Below are 22,263 nucleotides of genomic sequence, written 5' to 3'. Positions count from 1 at the left end.
TTGAACCATTTTGTAACTTTCAAGAAAAGACAAACATCCCCTCCGCTCCGAACCGAGTACATTCCAATTCATCGCGAGGGGGCATCACCATGAAGGGACTCATTCGCAACAGTGTGGCGGCGGCAGCGTGCATCGTGGCGTTCCTGGGGGCCACGGAGGCGGACGCGAAGCCGACGGGCATCAAGATGGCGGGCATCGACCAGTGTGTGGACATCCCCAACGGCAACTTCAGCAAGGGCGTGCAGCCCATCCTGTGGAAGTGCCACTCGGGCGTGAATCAGAAGTTCGACTACACCGGTGGCCAGTTCAGCGTGATGAACGGCGCGCTCTGCCTGGACATCGAGGAAGGCAAGACGCAGGGCACCACGCGCGTGCTGCTGTGGGAGTGCCACAACGGGCCAAACCAGCGGTGGGTGGTGAAGGACGGGCAGCTCCAGAGCATCCTGCCCACGCCGGACAAGGTCCCCGTCTGTCTCGACAGCGAGAAGCAGGGGAAGGAGACGAAGCTGGTGGCGCGCAAGTGCAACGGCCGCGGCACGCAGCGCTGGCAGACGAAGTAGCCCGTTGAAGCGCGGGGGGCTCACCCACCCGCGCGCGTCGGGCGCCCCGCCACTGGCACGGGCTCCGGAGTCACCAGTCGGGGCCCGCGCCAAAAGCGCACGAAGGCCGTGAGGTAGCCCGGCCGCTCGCGCGTCGTGTCGTCATGGCGCGGCAGGTACAGCCACGGCACGCGCGGGTGCTGGTGGTGGGCCAGGTGCCAGTTGAAGTGCAGCAGCAGCGACTCGTACAGCGGATGGGCTCGCAGGTTGTGCGCCCCGTCCAGTACATGCCTGGGGCTGTGCGCGTGGGTGACGTACTGCTGCGCCGACCAGTTGAGCCCATAGAGCGCGTACAGCAGCAGGTACCGCCCGGGAGACAGGTCCAGCGCGAGGACCAGTCCCACGTGCAGCAGCACCACGCCGACGCACTCCAGGCGGATGCGGCGCATGAAGGACTCGGGGATGCCCTCCACCATGGCCACGGCGGACGGGTCCTTCACCAGCCGGCCACGCAGCGCCCCGGGCGCCACCAGCACCACTGCCATCGCCAGGGGCACCAGCAGCCAGAAGCCTCCCAGGTAGAGCGCGTAGAAGGTGACGCGCTTCCGCCGCACGTCGTCGCCCGGGTAGTACAGGTCGAACATCTCCGCGTCGCTGCGGTTGCGGCGGTGGTGCCCCAGGTGACACGCGCGCAGGAAGGAGAACGGCCCCGGGAAGAAGGCCGCGAGCAACAGGCCGAAGCCCTCGTTGACCGCCGCGTGCGCGTGGAACACGCGGTGCTCCGCCTCGTGCAGCAGCGAGTACAGCGGCAGGAAGAGGAACGAGAAGGCCACGCCCGCGCCCAGCACCCCAAGCCACCCATCCGCGCGCGAGGCGACCCACTGCAATGCCACGCCCCCAGAGATGATGCCGAGCGCCAGCGCCACGTTGAGCCGCCCCGGCGGCGCGGGGATGTCCACGGACGTGCCGCTCACGGGCACCCCCTCCCGCCTGAAGAACACCGCATGCGCCGCGAGCGCCACCGCCACTCCGCCCAGCACATCCACCACGAAGTGCTGCTTCACGGTGAGCGTGGACACGGAGATGAGCGCGGCCCACACGAGCCACAGTGCTCCCGCGCGCCGGTGCCGCAGCCGCAGCGCCCCGAGCACGGTGACGGCGACATGGAGGCTCGGGAACGTGTTGCCCGGCAAATCCTGAGACCACATCACCCGGAACTGCTCGCGCCAGTACGGGGACGCAATCGACTCCACCGGCGGGCGAGGGAAGTGCGAGGTGAAGAGGAAGAAGCCCAGGTAGCACAGCGCATTCACCGCCAGCACCGCGCCCAGCATGCGCACGTACTCCTCCGCCTCCAGCGCCCACGCCGCCACGAGCGGGAAGACGAAGAAGGACGTGTAGACGGCGTACGTCCACGGGAGGAACGGAATGGCCGCGTCCACCGGCAGCGACAAGTCAACGCGCGGCGGCAGGTGCGCGTTGAGCCACCAGTAGCACTGGAAGGTGCCCACGAGGACGACCACCGTGGTGGCCAGGCGGCCGGCGAAGCGGCGGTTGAGGCGCAGCAACAGCTCCCTCATGGACCTTCCTTCCGTACCCCTCGGGCGAACGGGCCGGATGTGAGCACGGCGCCGTGCCAGGCGCCAACGCGCGGCCCGCACCGGGTAGGCTCCACGCCGCCGCATGAGCCTCCTCCGACGCGCCACCCGTGACGACAACCCGACGCTGCTCGACCTGTTCGGCGCGGTGCCGATGCAGGGCGAGCTGGTCCTCTCCACCCAGCGCTCCCCGGACTACTTCGCCCTCTTCGACATGCAGCGCGGGGACGCCGAGGTCTGGGTCCACCACGGCGAAGAGGAGTACCGGCTCGACGGCATGGGCGCCATCCACGTGCGCGACGGCTGGCTGGACGGCCGCCCGTGCCGCGTGGGCTACCTCGGAGACCTGCGCACCCGCTTCGCCGCGCGCCGGGCCCGCGGCCTCGCCCGCCACTTCGGCCCCGTGCTGGAGGAGACCGCCGAGCGCCTGGGCGTGGACACCTTCCTCACCGCCGTCATGGCCTCCAACGCCACCGCCCTCCAGGCCCTGGTGCGTCGCAAGCCCGGACGCGAGGCCCAGCCCCACTACGCCCTGCTCCGCCGCTTCTCCGCCGTCTCCATCCAGTTCCTCCTCCGCCGCCGGCCCCGTCCCAGCGTCTTCACCGTGCGCCGCGCCACGGCCGCGGACGTGCCCGCCATGGCCGCGCTCCTCGACGCGGACCACCGCACGCGCCCCTTCGGCTACCGCTTCGACACCGGCGAACTGGAGCACCGCTTCGCCCGCTGGCCGGGGCTGCGCGTGGAGGATTCGTATCTCGCGTTCGACGCGGGCGGGCGGCTGGTGGGCTGCACCTCCGCGTGGAACCCACAGGCCGTGAAGCGCTACCGCGTCCTCGCGTACCGGGGCGGCATGCGCTGGGTGCGGCTCGGGTGGAATGCCATGGCGTCCGTGGTGCGGGCGCCGCGCCTGCCCGCGCCGGGCGGCGACTTCCGCTACTTCTACCTCTGCAACACGAGCGTGCGCGGCGAGGACCCCGCCATCTTCCGCGCCCTGCTGGAGCAGGTGTACGCGGACTTCCACGGCCAGGGCTTCCACTTCTTCACCCTCTACCAGGGCGAGGACGACGCACTGGCCCCGGCGCTGAAGGGCTTCCTCCAGCGTCGGCTCGACTTCCACCTCTACGCCGTCACACCCGCCTCGCGCCCGCGCGACACCTTCCCGCCCGGGCGCACCGGCTTCGAAATCTGCCTCCCGTAGTCGCGGCCTACCGTGCCGCGCTCGGCGCCTGGGCCTCCGTGTCGTTCCGGTAGACGACGCCCTCCTTCATCACGAAGAAGACGGCCTCCGTCTTGCGGATGTCCTGGAGAGGGTTGCCCGGCACCGCCACCACGTCCGCCAGCTTCCCCGGCTCCAGCGTGCCCAGCGTCGAGGACACGCCCAACAGCTCCGCCGCGTTGACGGTGGCCGCGCGCAGCGCCTCCACGGGCGGCAGGCCCGCCTCCACCATCAGCGCGAACTCGCCCGCGTTGCGCCCGTGCGCGAAGACGCCCGCGTCCGTGCCGAAGGCAATCCGCACGCCCTTCGCAATCGCCTTGCGCAGCGCCTGCTTCCGCGCCTCGTCCACCGCGCGCACCTTGCGGATGTTCTCCTCCGGCAGCATTCCCTTGTCCGCGCGCTCGCGCACGCCCTGGAAGGCCATGGCCGTGGGCACGTACCAGGTGCCCTTCTTCTTCATCAAATCCAGCGCCTCGTCATCCAGCAGCGAGCCGTGCTCGATGGAGTCCACGCCCGCGCGGATGGCCCGCTTCGCCCCTTCCGCTCCGTGTGCGTGCGCGGCCACCTTGCGCTTGCGCGCGTGCGCCTCGTCGACGATGGCATCCAGCTCCGCCTGGGTGAGCTGCGGCGAGTCCACGTCCGAGTTCAGGCTCAGCACCCCGCCCGTGGCGCACACCTTGATGAGGTCCGCGCCGAACTTGAGGTTCTCCCGCACCAGGGCGCGCAGCGCCTCCGGGCCATTGGCCACGCCGCGCGTGGACTCCTCCGCGAGCATTCCCTTGCGGAAGGAGTTGCCCCCGTCGCAGTGCCCGCCCGTGCTGCCCAGTCCCACCGTGGCGGCGATGATGCGCGGCCCCACCACCGTGCCCCGGCGGATGGAGTTGCGCAGTCCCACGTCGATGAAGTCCGGCGCCCCCAGGTTGCGCACCGTGGTGAAGCCCGCCATCAGCGTCGCGCGCACCTTCGGCAGCGACTCCAGCGTCTGCTCGGGGATGGTGCGCTGCAGGTCGTCGATGACGTCCTGGCGCCAGTCCGGGCCCGGCTCGCCCGTCAGGTGCGTGTGCGCGTCCATGAAGCCCGGCAGCAGCGTGGCGTCACCCAGCTCCACCACGCGCGCTCCGGCGGGAACGTTCGCGCCCGCCCCCACCGCCGTCACCTTCCCGTCCTGCACCACCACCACGCCCGGCGTGACGAGCTTCCCCGCCTTCGCGTCGAACAGGCGCGCGGCCTTGAGGACGTAGGACTTCGGAGGAGCCTCCGCCGCGGAAGCGGCGAAGGACAGGACGAGGGAGGCCAGGAAGAACGAGCGTCGCATGGGACGCATTGCCCTCCGCCCGGCCCGTCCGAGTCAAGCCGCCTCACTCCGGCGTCAGCGACAGGCTCCAGGCCCCCGGGTAGCCGCCTTCCTCCAGCGAGAGCTGCATCACGTACGTGCCCGACTGGGACACGGTCACCCGGCCACCCAACGGCGCCCACTCCAGTCCGCCGGGTAGCAACAAGGAGACGCGCGCGGACGGTGACGTCTCCACCCTGTACGTCCGCTCCCCCTCCAGCGTGACGGTGAAGACGTCCAGGTCGTTCTCCGCCTCGAAGTTCCCCGACGCGGGCAGCGCCAGCGGAGCGGCCTGGCTCGATATGCCCGGAAGGTCATCGGTGCCCACCTTCTCCACCTTCAGCGTGTGGGCCTCCATGAAGGAGGTCGACAGCACGGTGAGGCTGAGCGACGGGACGCCATTGACGTTGACGTGCTTGGAGCTCACGCGCTCCGGCGCCGAGCTGCTCCGCGAGCCATGGGCGTTGATGCTCATCCGGCACTCGGGCTCGCAGCTCACCACGTAGACGCCGTCCGGGTCGGTCTCGAAGACAAGGGTGTCGAGGTCCGAGCTGGAGTGGGCGCGCACGGAGATGGGAACGCCCAGCGGCGAGAGGGCCGCCTCCGCGACGTAGGTGGGGTGGTCGTCCGGGCCCAGGTCCTCCAGCACGAGCTGGAAGGGCGCGTCCGAGGTGCTGCTCCGAGAAGGCGTGAGCTTGAGGTGATACGCGCCCGCCCCGCCGCCGGGAATCGGGAGGAATGCGTTGACGGCCACCGCACCCAGCCGCCCCCCGGCGCTGTCGAAGAGCTGGACGTCCACGGGCAGCGAGGGCTGCTGCCGCAGCGCATAGACGTGGCCCAGCTCCGCCGTGAAGACGAACTCGTCCACGTCCTTGCTCGAGTGCATCCGCACGGAGACGGGCACTCCGGCCGTCAGCCGCGTGGCGGTGGCCGGCGTGTCCCCATGGTCATCCAGCCCCAGGTCCGTCAGCCGGCAATCGAAGGTCAGCGGCGGCTCGCCCAGCGTCGGGCTCACCTGGATGAACCACGTCCCGGACGTGACGGCCTTCATGTCCAGCCGGGCCTGGTTGCGCACCCCGAGCCCCTCGGCGGAGTCCACCACCCGGCCCGAGCCATCCAGCAGGCGCAGCACCACGCCGGACTCCAGCGTCGGCAGCTCGCAGCCGAAGCGGTAGGCGTGGCCCGCCACGGCCTGGAAGCGGACGACGTCCTCGTCCCCCAGGAACGTGCTCGTCACCTTGAAGGGCGCGTCGGACGGCTCTCTTCCCGAGGCCGCCGCCGGCTGGTCGCCAAAGTCATCCAGCCCCATGTCCACGAACTGGTACGTGTACGTGCCCGTCACGCCGCCGTCGCCGGACACCTCGACGTACCAGGTGCCCTCCTCCAGTCCCGTGAAGACCCAGGAGCTCCGCTCGCGGTCGAGGACGAAGCTGCTCACCTGCCGGCCGGAGCCGTCCAGCAGCCGCGGCAGGCAGCGGGGCAGCGAGTCCGACTGCAACCCGCAGAAGAAGAAGTAGGTGTGACCGGCCTTCGCGGTGAAGGAGAAGAGGTCCCGGTCCGACTGGCCGCGCGTGCTGGCGTTGATGCGGCCCTCGTGCGGTCGGCCCAACTCCAGCGGGGTGGCCTCTCCGGGCGAGCCCCCATGGTCGTCCGGCGTCACGAAGGCGGCGACCTGGCACAGCAGCCCGGCGGACTCCTCCCAGGTGCCGCAGCGGCAACTGGGCTGGCCCGCGTTGGAGAAGCACGTGCCCGCCGTGCACCGCACGCCCTCACAGGCAGTCGCGTCGTCTTCCGCCGTCTCGAACGTGGGGCCACAGCCGGCGAGGGCGAGGAGGACGGTGATGAACAGGGGAGCGACTCCCCCGCGGAGCGATGAGCGAAGCAAGTGCGGACCTCGGGTTGACGGCGCGCACTGGAGCTATGGATGGCTCCGCGCCCCGCCAACGCACCGCCCTCGCGCGGCCGCGCTGCGTGTTCCCCAGCGCACACGCCGCCCGTCGGCCGGGTGGCAGTGGCGTCCGGAGTGATGGCCTGCGCTCACTGCTCGGGCGGCGTGAAGCCCCTCAGCCCCCGGTCCACCACCGTGAGGAGGAAGGGGGGCAGCCAGGCGGAGCCCCGCGCCAGGAAGAGGTAGTACGTCCCCCGCACCATCGGCTCGAAGCTCAGCGAGTTGGAGGTCCCCAGGGCCAGCGGCACTCCGGCGGCGTCGGTCACCGCCGCCTCGCACTCCACCGCTCCGGCCCCCTCCGACTTCAGCGTGTAGCTGTGGCCGGCCTCGCCGGTGAAGGAGAGCACGTCCGTGTCGGCCCTCGACTGGAGGGTGACGGACACCGGAGTCCCCGGCACCAGCGGCGTGGCTCCTTCCATTCCATCCGCGTGCTCGTCCGGGCCCAGGTCGTCGAGCCGGCAGGAAGACGTCACGGGGAACACGCCGGACGAGACGCGAAGCTCCACGAACCAGTCCTCCGTCTCCGTCGCCAGGGCGCCGACGGCGGCCCGGCCCACCGCGTACTGCGGGAGGACCTCCAGCACCCGCCTGCTGGCCGTCGTCAGCCGCAGCTCCTGGTAGATGGTGTTCGCCTGCTCGCAGCTGAAGCGGTAGCCCCGCCCCGCGACGGCGCGGAAGGTGAAGACGTCCCGGTCCTCCGGCGTGCTGTGCATCACCGGGAAGGGGAGGGGCTCGCGGGAGGCCTGGAGCGTCGTGGCCTGCTCCCGGCTGTCGCCATGGTCGTCCGCGCCCAGGTCCAGCAACTGGTACGTGTACGTCCCCTCGAACGTGTCGCTGCTCACCTCGATGTACCAGGTGTCCGCCGTCCTCAGCAGGGCCGTACCCAGCCACACCCGCTTGTCTTCCGTCACCACGCTCAAGGCGAGCGGTGCCGCCTGGCCCGAGGCGTCCAGCAGTCGCAGCTTGCAATCGCTCAGCGTCACCCGCCCGCAGCGGAAGGTGTACGCGTGGCCCGCCTGGGAGGTGAAGGCGAAGAGGTCCCTGTCCCTCAGCTCCGTGCGCTGACCTTTCTGGAGCGCGGCGGTCCGCGCGGCCATGGGGAGCGTCAGCACCGTGGCGCTCGCGGGCGAGCCCCCGAGGTCATCCGCCGTCTCGAAGGCGCCGACCTCGCACGTCACTCCGGCGGCGGCCTCCCACGCGCCGCAGCGGCACGTGGGCTGCCCCGCGTTGGAGAAGCACTCGCCCGCGGTGCACTGGATGCCGGCGCAGACCTCGGCGTCGTCCGGCGGCTCCACGGTGGAACCACACGCGGCCAGGACGAGCCCGCACGCGAGGAGGCTCGGGAGGAGGCGGAGGGGCATGGGGCTTCAGACCTCGCGGTGCTTCCAGGTGCCGCGCCGGAAGAGGATGACCGCCGCCACCGCCAGCACGGAGAAGGCGACGGCGATGGACAGGAAGACGCCCGAGGGCCCCATCCCCACCGGCCCGGCGAGCACCCAGGCCAGCGGCACCTCCAGCAACCAGAAGCAGCAGATGTTGAGGACGGTGGGCGTGGTGGTGTCCCCCGCGCCGTTGAAGGCCTGCGACAGCACCATGCCGAACGCGTAGAAGAGGAAGCCGCCGCTGATGATGCGCAGCGCGTGGGACGCGTGGAAGACGACCTCCGGCTCGCGGGCGAAGGCCGCCACCAGCGGCTCGGCGGTGACGAAGAACACCAGCCCCACCGTGCCCAGGAAGATGGCGTTGATACGGGCCGCCGTCCACACCGCCTGCTCACCGCGCTCCGGCTTGCGAGCGCCCAGGCTCTGTCCCACCAACGTGGTGGCCGCGTTGCTCAAGCCCCACGAGGGCAGGAGCGCGAAGAGGACGATGCGCAGGGCGATGGTGTAGCCCGCCACCGCCGCGCTGCCGAACGTCGCGACGATGCGCGCCAGCACCACCCAGCTGGTGGTGTTCACCAGCGCCTGCGCGGTGCCCGCGCCAGACATCTTCAGCATGGCCAGCATCGTCCCCGGCTCCAGCTTCAGGTGCTCGCGCCGCAGCTTCAGCCGCCCGTCCCCGCGCGCCAGCCGGTAGAGCTGGTACGCCACGCCGCAGCTGCGGCCGAACGTCGTGGCCACCGCCGCGCCCATGACGCCCAGCTCCGGGAAGGGCCCCACGCCGAAGATGAGCATGGGGGCGAGGACGATGTTGATGGCGTTGGCCAGCCACAGCACGCGCATGGAGATGGCCGCGTCCCCGGCGCCTCTGAAGATGGCGTTGATGAGGAAGAGCAGCAGCACGCTGCCCATGCCGCCCAGCATCACCTGCGTGTAGCGCACGCCGTGCTCCAGCACCCACGGCGAGCCGCCCATCAGCGCCATCAGCGGCCGCGCGAAGGCGACGCCCGCCACTGCGATTGGGATTGCGAGCGCCACGCCCAGGCCGATGGCCTGCACCGCGGTGCGTGCGGCGCGCTCCGGGTCTCCTTCACCGATGCGCCGGGACACCAGGGCCGTGGCGCCGATGCTCAACCCCATGGCCGCCGCGTAGATGATGGTGAGCAGCGACTCCGTCAGCCCCACCGTCGCCACGGCGTCCGCCCCCAGGCGGCCGACGAAGAAGACGTCCACCACGGCGAAGACGGACTCCATCACCATCTCCAGCACCATGGGCACGGAGAGCAGGAAGATGGCCCGCCGTATCGGCAGCCGGGTGAGGTCCTGCCGCGTCCCGTGAACGGCCTCCTTCAAGGACGTCCACAGTCCGGGGGTCGCCGCCTCGGGCAGACCTCCGGCCTCGACCACCGGCGACGGCTCCACACCGGCGGGAGATGTATCCGACATTGCATGCCTCCGAGCCGCCCTTGTGTCAGGAAGGTGCGACCGCGTCCAGGGACGGGACTGCCGCCCTCGCCTGACCCGGCGCGTGCGGCCCGGACCCCGGGTGAGGCCCGGCCGCTGATCCACCCCGTGGCCGGGCGGGCGCTGCGTGGCCTGCCTGCTGCTTTAAGGGGAAACCACAAGGGCCCTGACAAAAACTCCGTGGCCACTGGACGGTGACTCTGTGCGCGAGGACGGTTGAGTCCGAGACAGCGTCGAGCGCTGGACAACCACCCTGCGCCGCGGGGCCGTCTTTAAGTCGGAGGGCCGGGTGTAGGGTGCCTGCACAATGGGAATCAGCCTGCCACCCGTGAGTCCGAGCGGGGGTCCCACCGGGGGGGCCGCACACTTCAGTCTGTCCAGCAGCGCCCGGGTCCTCGGGACGCTGCACCTGGGCCCTGGCGCCGTCATCGCCCAGGGCGCGGTCATCCGCTCCCACGGGGGCGCGGTGCGGCTGGGGGCAGGCGCGGCCGTGCTGGAGAACGCCACCGTCACCGGCACGTCCGAGCACCCCGTCATCGTGGGCGAGCGGGCGGTGCTGGGCCACCGGAGCGTCGTGCTGGGCGCGGAGGTGGGGGCCCTGTCCGAGGTGGGCAGCGGCGCCATCCTCATGCCCTTCGCCCGCGTGGGCGCGCGCTGCCTGGTGGGCGAAGGCACCGTCATTCCCTCCGGCATGGTGGTGCCGGACGAGTCAGTGGTGGAGGGCCGCCCCGGCCAGGTCCTCCGCCGTGCCACCGCCGAAGACCTGGAGCGACTGCGGCGGCTGCGTGGCGGCAGCCTCTCTCTGCCGGGCCAGCCACTCACCGTCTTTTCCGCGAGAGACCGCGCCGAGGATGCCCCCATGGGACAGCTCTACACGTTTCGGGACAAGCACCCGCTCGTCCATCCGACGGCCACCCTCTTCTCCACCGCCGAGGTGTCCGGAGACGTGGTCATCGGCCCCGGCTGCATCATCGGGTCCGGGGTGAAGATTGTCGGCGACGCCGGGGGGCCGGTGCGCCTGGGCGCGGGCGTCCAGGTACTTTCCAATACCGTGTTGCACCTGCCACAGGACAGCGGACTGGTGCTGGAGGACGGCGTCATCATCGGCCCGGGCTGCACGGTGCACGGCTGCCACGTGGGCGCGGGCACCGTGGTGGAGCCGGGCGCCATCCTCTGCGACGGCAGCCGCCTGGGCCGGGGCTGCATCGTGAGCGCGGGCAGCCTGGTGAAGCCGGCCTCCAGCTTCCCGGACGGCGCGCGGGTGGAGGGCTTCCCGGCGGTGCAGACGGGCACCCTCTCCACGCCGCCGCCCCCGCCGCGCTGGGCCCTGCGGCCGGAGGACCTGGCGGGACTGCGGCGCGTGGGGTAGCCCCCCGCGCGCTCACTGCCCCGTCCCGGTGCGGTGCTTTCAGCCCTGCGCGGCCTTCGCGTAGAGCTCCAGCAGCTGCATCCAGCCGCCCGTCCCGCCCACCGAGTTGCGCACCGCCTCCGCGGCGTCGCCGAAGCGCTCGAGGTTGCGGTGCTCCAGGTCCACCCGCGTGCGGCGCGGGCCCTCGGGGGTGAAGGTGACTTCCACCTCGGTGATGAGCGACGCGTCGTACTGCCACTGCGCGGAAAGCTGCCACGCGAGCACCACGCGCCGGGGCGGCTCCCAGGCCAGCACCTTGCCCCAGTCACACTGCGAGCCGTCCTCGCACACCTCGTACCAGCGGCCATTCTCCTTCGGCTCCAGCACGGCCGTCTTCATCGTCGTCTTGCCGATGTGGTGCTCCCGAGGCCACCAGCGGTCGATGTTCTCCGTGAACACCCGGAACGCCCGCTCCTGGGGTGCCTCGACGACGACGTGCTTGCGAACCGGCTCCACGCTCTTTCCGCTCACGAGTCCTTCTCCTCTTCCACCGCCTCCTTGAAGGCGGCGAGTGCCCTGTCCCAGAACCTGTCGAGATAGCCGCGCATGGCCTCCACGCCGCGCGGGTCCACGCGGTAGACGCGCCGCGTCCCCTCCGCGTGGTCCACCACCAGCCCCGCGGCCTTCAAAATCTTGAGGTGCTGCGACACCGCCGGCCGCGACACCGGCAGCTTCTCCGCCAGCTCCCCCACCGACAGCGGGCGCTTCGCCAACCGCTCGAAGATGTCCCGGCGCGTGTCGTCCGCCAGCGCGGCGAAGCCGTCCGTTGCGTTAGTCATGACTTACCGTAAGTAATAGCTTACCAAGCGAGCAGACGTCAAGCGGGGCATGCCCGCCCATGAGGGGAAGGCGGGAAGCCAGCGCCCTGCTGGCAACGACACCTGCGACAGCACTGGCGGGCGCTCAGGCAACGGCTCCCGGGAGTGCTCCGGCGCTCCGCCATCCAAATCCTCAAGGAGGAGAATGAATGGAGGTGGAGAGTCGCGCGATGCTCCAGGCGCTCGGTGACGAGGGGTTGCGGGAAATCCACCGGGGGCGCCGCTACGTGGTGCTGCGCGGCACCAGGCAGGACGGCGAGCCCCTGGTCGTCAAGCGGGTACGCGCCGGTCCGCTCGCCACCGGCAGCATGGCCATGCTGCGCCACGAGTACTCGCTGCTGCGCTCCCTCAACGGAGAAGTGCCCGGCGTCTCGCGCCCGGTGACGCTGGAGGAGGACGCGGCGAGCATGCCGTCCCTCGTCCTGGAGGATGCCGGCCCGCAGAACCTCCAGGAGTGGCTGGGGCGCCGGCCGGTGGCCATGGATGCCTTCCTGGAACTGGCCCTCCAGCTCGCCGGCATCATCGCCAGCCTGCACCAGCAGCACGTCATCCACCGCGACCTCAACCCCACCAACATGGTGGTGGGCGCAGGCAGCCGGCATGTCACCGTCATCGACTTCGACCTCGCCACGCGCGTGGCCGGCCTGCCCCCCAGCCACGAGATGCCGGACGAATTGCAGTGGGCCCTGCCCTACGTCGCGCCCGAGCAGACCGGGCGGATGAACCGCCCCATCGACCACCGCGCGGACCTCTACTCGCTGGGCGCCACCTTCTACGAGCTGCTCACCGGGCTGCCGCCCTTCGTGTCCATGGACCCGGCCGAGCTGGTGCACGCCCACCTGGCGAAGCCGCCCGTGCCGCCCGCGTTCGCCAACCCCGCCGTCCCGAAAATCCTCTCGGACCTGGTGCTGAAGCTGCTCGCGAAGATGCCGGAGGAGCGCTACCAGAGCGCCGAGGCGCTGCTCGCGGACCTGCTGGAGACGCGGCGCCGGCAGGCCTCGGGGCCCGTGGGCTCGTTCGAGCTGGGCCGCGTGGACCTGGCCCGGCAGCTCACCTTCCCCCGGCGCCTGTACGGCCGTGAGCGCGAGCTGGCGCGGCTGCGCGAGGCGCTGGAGCGCGTGCGCCATGGCCGCAGCGAGGGCGTGCTGCTCGCGGGCGAGGCGGGCATCGGCAAGTCGGAGCTCATCCGGGAGCTGGGCCGCCGCGCCGCGCCGGGAGACCATGTGCTCAGCGGCAAGTTCGCCACCATCCAGGGCAACGTGCCCTACCCGGCCTTCGTGGAGGCCTTCCAGGGCCTGATGCACCGGCTGGAGGAGCAGCCCCCGGAGGTGCGCGAGGGCTGGCGGCGCCGGCTGCTCTCCGCGCTGGGCCCCAACAGCCACGTCATCAGCGACATCATCCCGGAGCTGGAAGCGCTGCTGGGCCCCCAGCCCACGCCCCTCACGCTGGAGCCGGTGGAGGCCGCGGCGCGGCTGCAGCTCGTCTTCCAATCCTTCGTCCAGGCGCTCGCGTCCGCCGAGCACGTGCTCGTGCTCTTCCTGGAGGACCTGCAGTGGGCGGACCCCGGCTCGCTCCAGCTCCTCCACCACCTGGCCATGGACCCGGACTCGTGCCACGTCCTGGTGGTGGGCGCGTACCGGCCGCGCGAGGTGGACGAGGGCCACCCGCTGTCCCGGCTGCTCGCGTCCCTGCGCGAGGAAGAGGCGATGTCCTTCCGGACGCTCGAGCTGGCCCCGTTGGATTTGCCCGCCGTCACCGCGCTGTGCGCCGACACCTTCCGCTGCGGCCCCGCGCGCGCGCGCCCGCTCGCGGACTGCCTGCTGCGCAAGACGGCCGGCAACCCGCTCTTCCTCACCCGGCTGATGCGGTTGCTCCACCAGTCCGGCCTGCTGGCCTTCGACCTGGACCGCGGCGAGTGGCGGTGGGACCTGGACCGGCTGGAGCGGGTGCAGGTGACGGAGAACGTGGTGGAGCTGATGATGGCCACCATCCGCCGGCTGCCGGAGCGGGCCCAGCGCGCGCTGGAGGTCGCCGCCTGCCTGGGAGACCGGGTGCAGCTGCGGCTGTTGTCCGCGCTGATGGGGGACTGCGAGGGCGACGCGGCCTCGGCGCTGTGGTGCCTGTTGCGCGAGGGGCTGCTCGTGCCGGAGCGGGACGGCAGGCTCGCGCGCGTCCAGGCGCGGGAGGCGACGTACGTCTTCGCGCATGACCGGGTCCGCCAGGCGGCGTACTCCCTGCTCTCCGAGGACGAGCGTCGGCGCCTGCACCACGAGGCCGGGCGCCTGCTGCTGCGCGAAATCCGCGGGGACCTGCTCGACGAGCGGCTCTTCGCGGCGGCGGACCACTTCCACCTGGGCCTGGCGCGGCCGGGCGGGACGGTGGAGGGGATGGAGCTGGCGGAGCTCAACTTCCGCGCGGGCCTCAAGGCCAAGGGGACGTCGGCGTTCGGCGCGGCGCTGGTGTACCTGCTGCGCGGCATCGAGCTGCTGCCCCGGGAGCAGTGGGGCTCGCGCCAGGAGCAGGTCTTCCGCCTGCACAGGGAGGCGGCGGAGTGCGCCTACTTCTCGGGAGACATCGTGCTCGCCGGGGAGCTGATGCGCACCGCGCTGGAGCATGCGCCCTCGCGGCTGGAGAAGGCGAACCTGCACTGCCTCCTCGTGCTCGCCAATGCCATCAACGCCCGCTTCGACGAGGCGCTCCGGTGGGGGCTCGAGGGACTGCGACTGTTCGGCATGGAGCTGCCGGAGCGCGACTACACCCAGGCGCTCACGGCGGAGCTGGCCCAGGTGGCCGTCAACATGCGGGGCCGCACGGTGGAGGAGCTGCTGGAGGCCCCGCGCATGGAGGACCCGGAGCTGCTGGCCTGCGTGCGGCTGCTGGCGGAGCTGGACAACGCCGCCTTCTACATCCACCCGGAGCTGTTCGGCCTCGTCAACACGCGCGCCCTCAACCTCACGCTGGAGCACGGCAACTCCCCGTGGGCGCCAGTGGTGTACGGGGGCCACGGGCTGATGATGACCATGCGCGGGGGCGACATCGTGTCCGGCCATGCCTTCGCGACCATGGCGGCGGAGCTGGGCCGGCGGCAGGGAGACCCCCGCCAGGAGTGCCGGGCGCTCATCTCGCTCCTGCAACTCAACTACTGGAGGAGGCCGCTGCGCACCAACCTCCCCCTGGTGCGCCGCGCCTTCGCGGTGGGGCTGGCGGGAGGAGATCTGCACTTCGCGGGCTACGCGCTCATCAGCGGCGCGTCCGCCGAGCTGACCCTGGGCGTCGAGCTGCCCCGCGTGCTCGCCTCCGTCGAGACGTGCATGTCCTTCTTCCGCAAGTGCGGCGAGCTGCCCATGCAGGACACCGGCACCCTCTTGCGCCAGACCATCCGCGCCCTCCAGGGCCACACCCGCCAGCCGGCCCGCTTCGATGACGAGGACTTCGACGAGGCGTCCTTCCTCGCCAGGAAGGACCTGGCGCCCCTCAACCGCGGCTTCCACGCCATGCTGCGCCTGCTCGTCGCGTACCTGCTGGGCGACTTCGAGGAGGCCCGCGCCATGGCCGAGTTGGCGGGCCGCCACGCGGTGCACGTGCAGGGCTCGCACCGCATCCCCGAGTACAACGTCGTGACGTCGCTGCTGCTGGTGGCCCGGTGCGACGAGGCTTCAGAAGGCCGGGCGGAAGCCCTGTCGGAGACGCGGCCACAAGCCCTGGCGCGTATCGCCGACAACCAGCGCCAGCTCGGCGCGTGGGCGGAGGCCTGCCCGGAGAACTTCCGCCACAAGCACCAGCTCGTGGCCGCCGAGGTGGCCCGGCTCGAGGGGCGGCACGTGGAGGCGATGGCCCTCTACGACGCCGCCATCGACGGGGCCCACACCGAGGGTGTCCTCCAGGACGAGGCCCTGGGGAACGAGCTGGCGGGGCGCTACTACCACGCGCTGGGCCGCAAGCGCTTCGCGGCGCTCCACCTGCGCGCCGCCCTGGAGGCCTTCGCCCGCTGGGGCGCGTGGGCCAAGGTGTCGCTGCTGGAGGAGGAGTTCCCTGACTTGAAGTCCCTGGGCGGCAGGGCCTGGAGCGGGCCCGCCGTCCCGTCGGAGAACGAGGGGCCGCAGGGCGCGGCGCTGGACCTGCGCAGCCTGCTCAAGGCCTCCGCGACGCTGGTGGGCGAGGTGGTGTTGGACAGGCTGCTGGAGAAGCTGATGGCGGTGTGCCTGGAGTCCGCGGGTGCGACACGGGGCGCGCTGGTGCTGGAGGAGGCGGGCACCCTGGTGGTGCGCGCGCAGGGCACCGTGTCGGAGCCCGTCAGCCTGGAGCACACGCCGCTGGTCTCCGCGAGCACCGTCCCCGCCACGCTGGTGGAGCACGCGTGGCTGACGGGAGAGACGCTCGTGCTGGGGGACGCGGCACACCAGGGCCGCTTCGTCGCCGACCCGAGCGTCGTCCAGCGCGCCGTGAAGTCCGCCCTGGCCGTGCCCATCCAACGGCAGGCGCGAACGGTGGGCGTGCTCTACCTGGAGAACGACCTGGCCACGCACGCCTTCCCCTCCGAGCGCGTGGGCGTGCTGCGGGCGCTGTCCTCGCAGCTGGCCATCTCCCTGGAGAACAGCCAGCTCTTCGAGCGGCTCAACGTGGAGGTGCGGGAGCGCCGCAAGGCGGAGGCCACCGTGCGCTTCCTGGCGGAGTCGGGGCTGGCGCTGGCCGAGTCGTTGGACTTGGAGCTGACGCTGGCGAAGGCCACCCGCATGGTCGTCCCCTTCCTCGCGGACTGGTGCATGTTCATCGTCGCCGAGGACGACGAGCGCCTGCGGGTGGCCGCCTCCGCGCATGCGGACCCCGAGAAGGAGGTCGGCATGCGCGAGCTGCTGGCGAAGTACCCGCCCGACTGGAACTCGCCGGCCTCCATCATGGGCGTCCTGCGGACGGGCCGTCCCCTGCTGCGCGCCGAGCTCACCGCCGAGGTGCTGGCGGAGGCGGGGCAGGGGCCGGAGTACGTGAAGGGCATCCTGTCGCTGGGCACGCGCACGGCCATGCACGTGCCGCTGACCTCACGGGGCAAGACGCTGGGGGTCATCACCCTCGCCACGGGCGCGGCCGGCCGCCGCTACGGCGAAGCGGACCTGGACCTGGCGCAGGAGCTGGCCCGTCGCGTCGCCGTCTGCATCGACAACGCGCGCCTGTACCGCGCGTCCCAGGACGCCATCCGGCTGCGCGACGAGTTCCTCAGCGTCGCCTCGCACGAGCTCAACACGCCCCTCACGTCGCTGCGGCTGATGGTGCAGTCGCTGCTGCGCCACGCGCCCGAGGGCCTGCCGGAGACCGCGCTGCGCGCCCTGCGCACGGTGGATGGCCAGTCACTCCGGCTGGCCACGCTCATCGAGGAATTGCTCGACGTCTCGCGCCTGCACGCCGGCCGGTTGGATTTGAACCTGGAGCAGGTGGACCTGCGGGACGTCATCCACGGCGTGGCCGCGCGTCTGCGCGAACCGCTGGAGCGGGCGGGCTGCGCGCTGGAGCTGCGCCTGGAGGGCCCCATCTCGGGGCACTGGGATGCCATGCGCCTGGGGCAGGTGCTGCTCAACCTGCTCTCCAACGCCATCAAGTTCGGCGCCGGCAAGCCCATCCTCGTCGAGGCCGGGGTGGAGCATGGCACCGCGTGGCTGCGCGTGAGGGACCACGGCATCGGCATCGCACCGGACCGGCTGCCGCACATCTTCGACCGCTTCGAGCGCGCCGTGTCCGTGCGCGCCTACGGCGGCCTGGGACTGGGCCTGCACCTGGTGCGTGAAATCCTCACCGCGCTCGGCGGGAGCATCCGAGTGGAGAGCACCGTCGACGCCGGCACCGCCTTCACCGTGGAGCTGCCATGCGCCGGGCCTCCCCAGGAGGAATCCGAGCTCCCGGCGGCGGCCATGCCCGTCCCCTGAAACGACAGCACCCGGGAGGCCTGAAGGCCGCCCGGGTGCCGGTGCTTCATTCAGCGCTTGGGACTAGTAGTTGCCCAGCAGCGACACGCCCGAGTAGGCCGTGTAGCCGCGGAGGTTCACGTAGTACGTGCCCGCCGTGGTCTTCGCCGCCAGGCTGCACGACTCGTTGTTGCCGGACGAGTACGGACGGCAGTCGTACGTGGTCGTCGTCGGCGCGGCGTTCCAGCGCACGTACAGGTCCGCGTCGCCCGTGCCACCGGAGATGGAGATGGTGGCGGCGGTGCTGGCCGGCACGGCCAGGGTGTAGTTGGCCGACACGGAGCCGGAGGCGCCGGACAGGCCCGTCTTCGGGACGCCGCGCGTCAGCACGTTGCCCGTCGGAGGCGTACCCGTGGTGTAAGCACCCAGCAGCGTCACGCCCGAGTAGGTCGAGTACGCGTTGAGCATCACGTAGTAGGTGCCCGCCTGGATGTTGGTGATGGTGCAGGTCTCGGCGTTGCCGCTGGCGTACGGACGGCAGTCGTACGTGGCGGAGTCCGGCGCGGCGCCGAACTTCACGTACAGGTCCACGTCACCCGTGCCACCGGAGGTGGTGAACTTCAGGGTGGTGGCGCCCGTGGGGACGACCAGGGTGTAGAACTTGTTGTTGCCCGCGCTGTCGCCGATGCCCGTCACCGCGACGTTGTTGGTCAGCGGGGTGGTGGTCGGGGGAGGAGTGGTGACGCCCACGCCCACCGCTTCCCACGCGGCCTTCACGGCGTCCTGCGTGGCCGCGTCGTAGCCCAGGTCCGCGGCGGCCTGGATGGTCCAGGTCTTCGCGTTCGCGAAGGTGGTGGAGGCCGTGTACAGGTCGGTGTTGGCCTTGTACCAGATGCGAGCGGCCTTCTCGACGCCGATGGCCGGCACGTTGATGGTGGAGCGGCCGCGCGGGTGCAGACCACCCTTGGAGAGCAGCGCGAAGGCCAGGTTGGGCACGCCGGAGCTGTAGTGCACGTCGGTGCCCGACGTCACGTTGGCCGCCCAGTCCTTGGACGCGCCGTCCTTGGCCGGGTCATCCATGTAGCGGAGCGCGTCGTTCGCGGTGCCCGGGGTCCACACGTCCTCGCCAATCATCCAGATGGCGGCGGCGGTGCTCCAGGTGCCCGAGGCCTGGCTCTCGCAGATGGCGGAGAAGGTGTCGGACATGGCCTCGTTCAGGCCACCGGACTGACCGGAGTAGGTGAGGTTGGACTCGTTCTCCGTCACGGCGTGGGTCAGCTCGTGGACGGTGACGTCCGCGTCCTTGCCCAGCTCGATGGAGTTCACGCCGTCGCCATCGCCGTACACCATCTGCGTGCCGTCCCAGTAGGCGTTCACGTAGTTGGTGCTGTAGTGCACGGTGCTGATGAGCGTCGCGCCCGCGTTGTTGATGGAGTCGCGGTTGAACAGCGACTTGTAGCAGTTGTACGTGTAGCCGAGCATGTCGTAGTTCATGTCGACATGCGAGTCGCCGATGGCGGCCCCACCCTCGCTGCGCTTCAGGGTACCCGGGGTGGTCGTGCCGTTGTTGGCCGAGTACACCTTGCGGTTGAGCGCCGAGTGGATCTGCGGGAAGCGCGCGGCAATCTCGCCGTTGCGGGCGTCCACATAGACCAGGTCGACAATCGGCATGCCGTTCAGCTCGGCGCCGGACACGCGGACTTCCCAGGCGAGGTGCAGCTTCTCGGCATCGTCGCGCACGTACACCAGGCGCGGGGCGCCGGAGGCGCCGATGCCGGTGCCGGCAGTGGCCTTCACGGCGGCCTGCGCGGCGGCGGCGGCGGCCACGGTGGCCTTCGCGGGCAGCGCCACGCCGTCACGGGCGGAGCCGTTGGCGAGGTACACGGTGCCGTTGGGGCGAACGTGGACGAGCAGCTCGCCGTTGACCACCGGGAGGCCGTTCTTGGTCTGCGAGTAGCGCAGGTGCTGGTTGCCCAGGTCGTCCGTGCGCGCGCTGCGCAGGTACATGTCCTCGGGGCTCAGGCGGAACACAGGCGCCACGACACCCAGCGTCGGGGCGGCCGCGATGGCGGCCTGGCCGATGCCCATGGCCGTCAGCGAGCGCTCCACCTTGCCGAGCTCACCGCGGACGGTGGACGGGATGCCGTCCTCGTGCACGCCGACGACGCCGGCGTTGTTGAGGGCACCCAGCGAAGCCTGGATGTCCTCCCCCCCCTTCTCCGGCTGGGCCTCGTCACCCGCCGCGGTGTCCACCGCGCCGCAAGCAGTGAGAGCCAGACCCAGCCATGCCGCTCCAAACTTCTTCAAGACTCGAATAGCCAACGAAATACCTCCAGGGAGAAAGGCCCGCTATTCGTGACACACCTGGAATGTGAATTTCAAACCCCTAGTGCGTGATTTCTGTTTCAGAGTGTTTTGTTACCTGCGGAGCGCACTTTTCCGAGGGGTGGGGCCCTCATTTCGTAAGCGTTATTTACGTTAATTTCCCCGTGGAGCAAGAATGCTCCAATTCATGTGTGGCCTGAAGCCCCCAGGATTTCCCGTGAAAGGGATTGGGTGTGGCGGGGTGGGTGCGGCGCGTAATGAACCGAAATGGTCGGCGGAAGAATCGTCCCCGGGGGCTCCCGTCAGAAGGGACAGAACGCGGCGCAACCCGCCGCGACTGGAGGCCGTCATGAACGGGAAGATGATTCGAGTGCTCGTGGTCCTCGCGATGTCCGTCGGGAGTCCGGTGCTTGCCGAGAGCGTGCACGGTGCCTCCAGCATCCGCGTCGGAGAGCCGTACGGGCGGGTGGAGAACAACCGCGCCGAGCGCGAGCGGCAGGCCCGCATCGAGCGCGAGCGGCTGGAGCGGGAGCGGGTGGCCCGCATCGAGCGCGAGCGCAAGGAGCGACTGGAGCGTGAGCGGATGGCCCGCATCGAGCGCGAGCGGGCGGAGCGGGAGCGCGAGCGGGTGGCCCGTATCGAGCGGGAGCGGGCGGAGCGCGAGCGGCTCGCCCGCATCGAGCGGGAGCGCAAGGAGCGCGAGCGGCTGGCGCGGCTGGAGCGCGAGCGCTGGGAGCGGGAGCACAACCGGCGCCCGGCCTACGACTCGCGGCGCGGGTGAGCGGCGGAAAGACGTCCAGCGCCCACTCGCACGGTTGGCTGGAGCACACAGTCGCCGGCCCGGCCCGGGGTGCATGGTCACCCATGCTCCCCGGAAGGGATAATGGCCGTCCTGCCGTCCATGGTGACTGTCATGCCGCTTCCCACTGCCGCTCCTCCACACGACGGCTCGCCGTACCACCTCGGGAAGGAGCTGCTGCGCCACCCCGCGAACGACAGCCACATCGTCCAGTTCTACGAGGACGAGGCCTTCCTCATGGAGGTCCTCGCCCACTACCTGGGTGAAGGCCTCGCGGCGGGAGAGCCGCTCGTCGTCATCGCGACGGACTCGCACCGGCGGGGCATCACCGAGCGACTCGTGGCGACGGGCGTGGACGTCGAGGCCGCGTGTGGCGGCGGCCAGCTCACCCTGCTCGACGCCCGGGAGACACTGTCCCTGTTCATGGTGGAGGGCAGGCCTGACGCGGAGCGCTTCCAGGACATCATCGGCGGGACGCTCGCGAAGGTCCTGGCCGTGGGCAAGGGAAGCCGGGTCCGCGCCTACGGAGAGATGGTGGACCTCCTCTGGCATGACGGCCTGGGTGAAGCGGCCGTGGCGCTCGAGGAGCTGTGGAACGACCTCGCGGCGCGGTACCCGTTCTCCCTGTTGTGCACCTACGCCCTCGGCGGCTTCGGCGAGGAGGCCCACGCTCCGTCGTTCCGCGACATCTGCCGGGCGCACACCCACGTCGTCCCCACCGAGAGCTACGCCACGATGGAGGACCCCGACTGCCGCCTGCGTGAAGTCACGCTCCTCCAGCAACGCGCCCTCGCCCTGGAGAACGAAGTCGCGCACCGGAAGCAGGTCGAGCAGCGGCTCCTGGAAGCGCTGAGCAGCCGCGACACGTTCCTCTGGGCGGCCAGCCACGAGCTGCGGACACCGCTGACGGCGCTCCAGCTCCAGCTCCAGGTGCTCTCGCGGATGTCCGCGCCCCATGGAGACGAGCCCCGGGAAGAGCACCTCCGCGAGCGACTGACGCGGGCCACGCGGCATGCCGAGCGGCTCGGCCTGCTGGTGGAGGGACTGCTCGACGTGTCCCGCATCAGCGACGGGCAGCTCCAGCTCGAAGCGGAGGAGGTCGACCTGTCACGGCTCGTCCGCGACGCGGTCGCGAGCTCCAGCGACGCGGTGGCCCGCGCGGAGTGCCACGTCGACGTGGTGGCCGAGGCGCCCGTGCTCGGGCGGTGGGACCGGCAGCGCCTGGAGCAGGTGTTCTTCAACCTGTTCGACAACGCGCTCAAGTACGGCCGGGGCCGGCCCGTGGAGGTGCGCGTCGAAGGAAGCGCGGAGCGCGCGCGGCTCGTCGTGAAGGACCACGGCATCGGGATTCCCGCCGAGCACCAGGACCGCATCTTCCGCCGCTTCGAGCGCGCCGCGCCGTCGCACCACTTCGGCGGCCTGGGGCTGGGCCTCTGGATGGCTCGACGGCTCGTGGAAGCCCACGGCGGGAGCCTCCAGGTCCAGAGCGAGCCGGGACACGGAGCCACCTTCACCCTCAAGCTTCCCTCCCGACGCGGGTAG

14 protein-coding genes are annotated in these 22,263 nt (G+C 71.0%); 6 read left to right on the top strand and 8 right to left on the bottom strand.

Annotated features, from left to right (window positions below; genetic code table 11):
• Positions 1 to 89: 89 nt before the first annotated feature.
• Positions 90 to 560, top strand: coding sequence for an RICIN domain-containing protein (locus G4D86_RS08785; protein WP_163991527.1), 471 nt, complete (start codon positions 90 to 92; stop codon positions 558 to 560).
• Positions 561 to 580: 20 nt separating this feature from the next.
• Here G4D86_RS08785 and G4D86_RS08780 read toward each other — a convergent pair whose 3' ends face one another.
• The gene (locus tag G4D86_RS08780; protein WP_163991525.1) at positions 581 to 2,119 is read right to left on the bottom strand and encodes a fatty acid desaturase; all 1,539 of its coding nucleotides are present in this window, start codon (positions 2,117 to 2,119) and stop codon (positions 581 to 583) included.
• A 103-nt stretch (positions 2,120 to 2,222) separates the two neighbouring features.
• On the opposite strand from G4D86_RS08780, the gene G4D86_RS08775 reads away from it, so the two are divergent.
• Positions 2,223 to 3,335: a GNAT family N-acetyltransferase gene (locus tag G4D86_RS08775; protein WP_163991523.1), complete on the top strand. Its 1,113-nt coding sequence runs from the start codon at positions 2,223 to 2,225 to the stop codon at positions 3,333 to 3,335.
• A gap of 7 nt (positions 3,336 to 3,342) precedes the next feature.
• On the opposite strand, the gene G4D86_RS08770 is transcribed toward G4D86_RS08775, so the two are convergent.
• The 4 genes from G4D86_RS08770 to G4D86_RS08755 form a co-directional block, all read right to left on the bottom strand.
• Positions 3,343 to 4,668, bottom strand: a complete 1,326-nt coding sequence (locus G4D86_RS08770; RefSeq protein WP_163991521.1) for a metal-dependent hydrolase family protein — start codon at positions 4,666 to 4,668, stop codon at positions 3,343 to 3,345.
• A gap of 43 nt (positions 4,669 to 4,711) precedes the next feature.
• Complete coding sequence (locus G4D86_RS08765; protein WP_163991518.1) at positions 4,712 to 6,571, bottom strand: hypothetical protein; 1,860 nt, start codon at positions 6,569 to 6,571, stop codon at positions 4,712 to 4,714.
• A 152-nt stretch (positions 6,572 to 6,723) separates the two neighbouring features.
• The gene (locus tag G4D86_RS08760; RefSeq protein WP_163991516.1) at positions 6,724 to 7,995 is read right to left on the bottom strand and encodes a hypothetical protein; all 1,272 of its coding nucleotides are present in this window, start codon (positions 7,993 to 7,995) and stop codon (positions 6,724 to 6,726) included.
• A gap of 6 nt (positions 7,996 to 8,001) precedes the next feature.
• A complete protein-coding gene (locus G4D86_RS08755) occupies positions 8,002 to 9,459 on the bottom strand; it encodes an MATE family efflux transporter (protein WP_163991514.1) in 1,458 nt (485 codons plus the stop codon).
• Positions 9,460 to 9,805: 346 nt separating this feature from the next.
• Between G4D86_RS08755 and G4D86_RS08750 the strand changes: the two genes are divergently transcribed.
• Entirely contained in the window at positions 9,806 to 10,846 is a 1,041-nt protein-coding gene (locus G4D86_RS08750) for a gamma carbonic anhydrase family protein (RefSeq protein ID WP_240360126.1), read from the top strand.
• Positions 10,847 to 10,885: 39 nt separating this feature from the next.
• Here the strand turns inward: G4D86_RS08750 and G4D86_RS08745 are convergent, their stop codons facing one another.
• Both G4D86_RS08745 and G4D86_RS08740 read right to left on the bottom strand, forming a co-directional pair.
• Positions 10,886 to 11,356: an SRPBCC family protein gene (locus G4D86_RS08745; protein ID WP_163991510.1), complete on the bottom strand. Its 471-nt coding sequence runs from the start codon at positions 11,354 to 11,356 to the stop codon at positions 10,886 to 10,888.
• A complete protein-coding gene (locus tag G4D86_RS08740) occupies positions 11,353 to 11,664 on the bottom strand; it encodes an ArsR/SmtB family transcription factor (protein ID WP_163991508.1) in 312 nt (103 codons plus the stop codon). The genes G4D86_RS08745 and G4D86_RS08740 overlap by 4 nt, the downstream gene beginning before the upstream one ends.
• Before the next feature lie 188 nt (positions 11,665 to 11,852).
• On the opposite strand from G4D86_RS08740, the gene G4D86_RS08735 reads away from it, so the two are divergent.
• Positions 11,853 to 17,618 (top strand): AAA family ATPase, encoded by a 5,766-nt coding sequence (locus G4D86_RS08735; RefSeq protein WP_163991506.1) that lies wholly within the window; start codon positions 11,853 to 11,855, stop codon positions 17,616 to 17,618.
• A 63-nt stretch (positions 17,619 to 17,681) separates the two neighbouring features.
• Here the strand turns inward: G4D86_RS08735 and G4D86_RS08730 are convergent, their stop codons facing one another.
• Positions 17,682 to 19,913, bottom strand: coding sequence for a M4 family metallopeptidase (locus tag G4D86_RS08730; protein ID WP_420821852.1), 2,232 nt, complete (start codon positions 19,911 to 19,913; stop codon positions 17,682 to 17,684).
• A 358-nt stretch (positions 19,914 to 20,271) separates the two neighbouring features.
• Between G4D86_RS08730 and G4D86_RS08725 the strand changes: the two genes are divergently transcribed.
• Positions 20,272 to 20,703, top strand: a complete 432-nt coding sequence (locus G4D86_RS08725) for an ATP-dependent DNA helicase (protein WP_163991502.1) — start codon at positions 20,272 to 20,274, stop codon at positions 20,701 to 20,703.
• Positions 20,704 to 20,835: 132 nt separating this feature from the next.
• Positions 20,836 to 22,263: an ATP-binding protein gene (locus G4D86_RS08720; protein ID WP_163991500.1), complete on the top strand. Its 1,428-nt coding sequence runs from the start codon at positions 20,836 to 20,838 to the stop codon at positions 22,261 to 22,263.

The organism is Pyxidicoccus caerfyrddinensis, from assembly GCF_010894405.1.
GTDB classification, from domain to species: Bacteria; Myxococcota; Myxococcia; order Myxococcales; family Myxococcaceae; genus Myxococcus; species Myxococcus caerfyrddinensis.
Note: the sequence above shows the minus strand (reverse complement) of the source record. Positions and strands in the feature narration are given on the sequence as shown.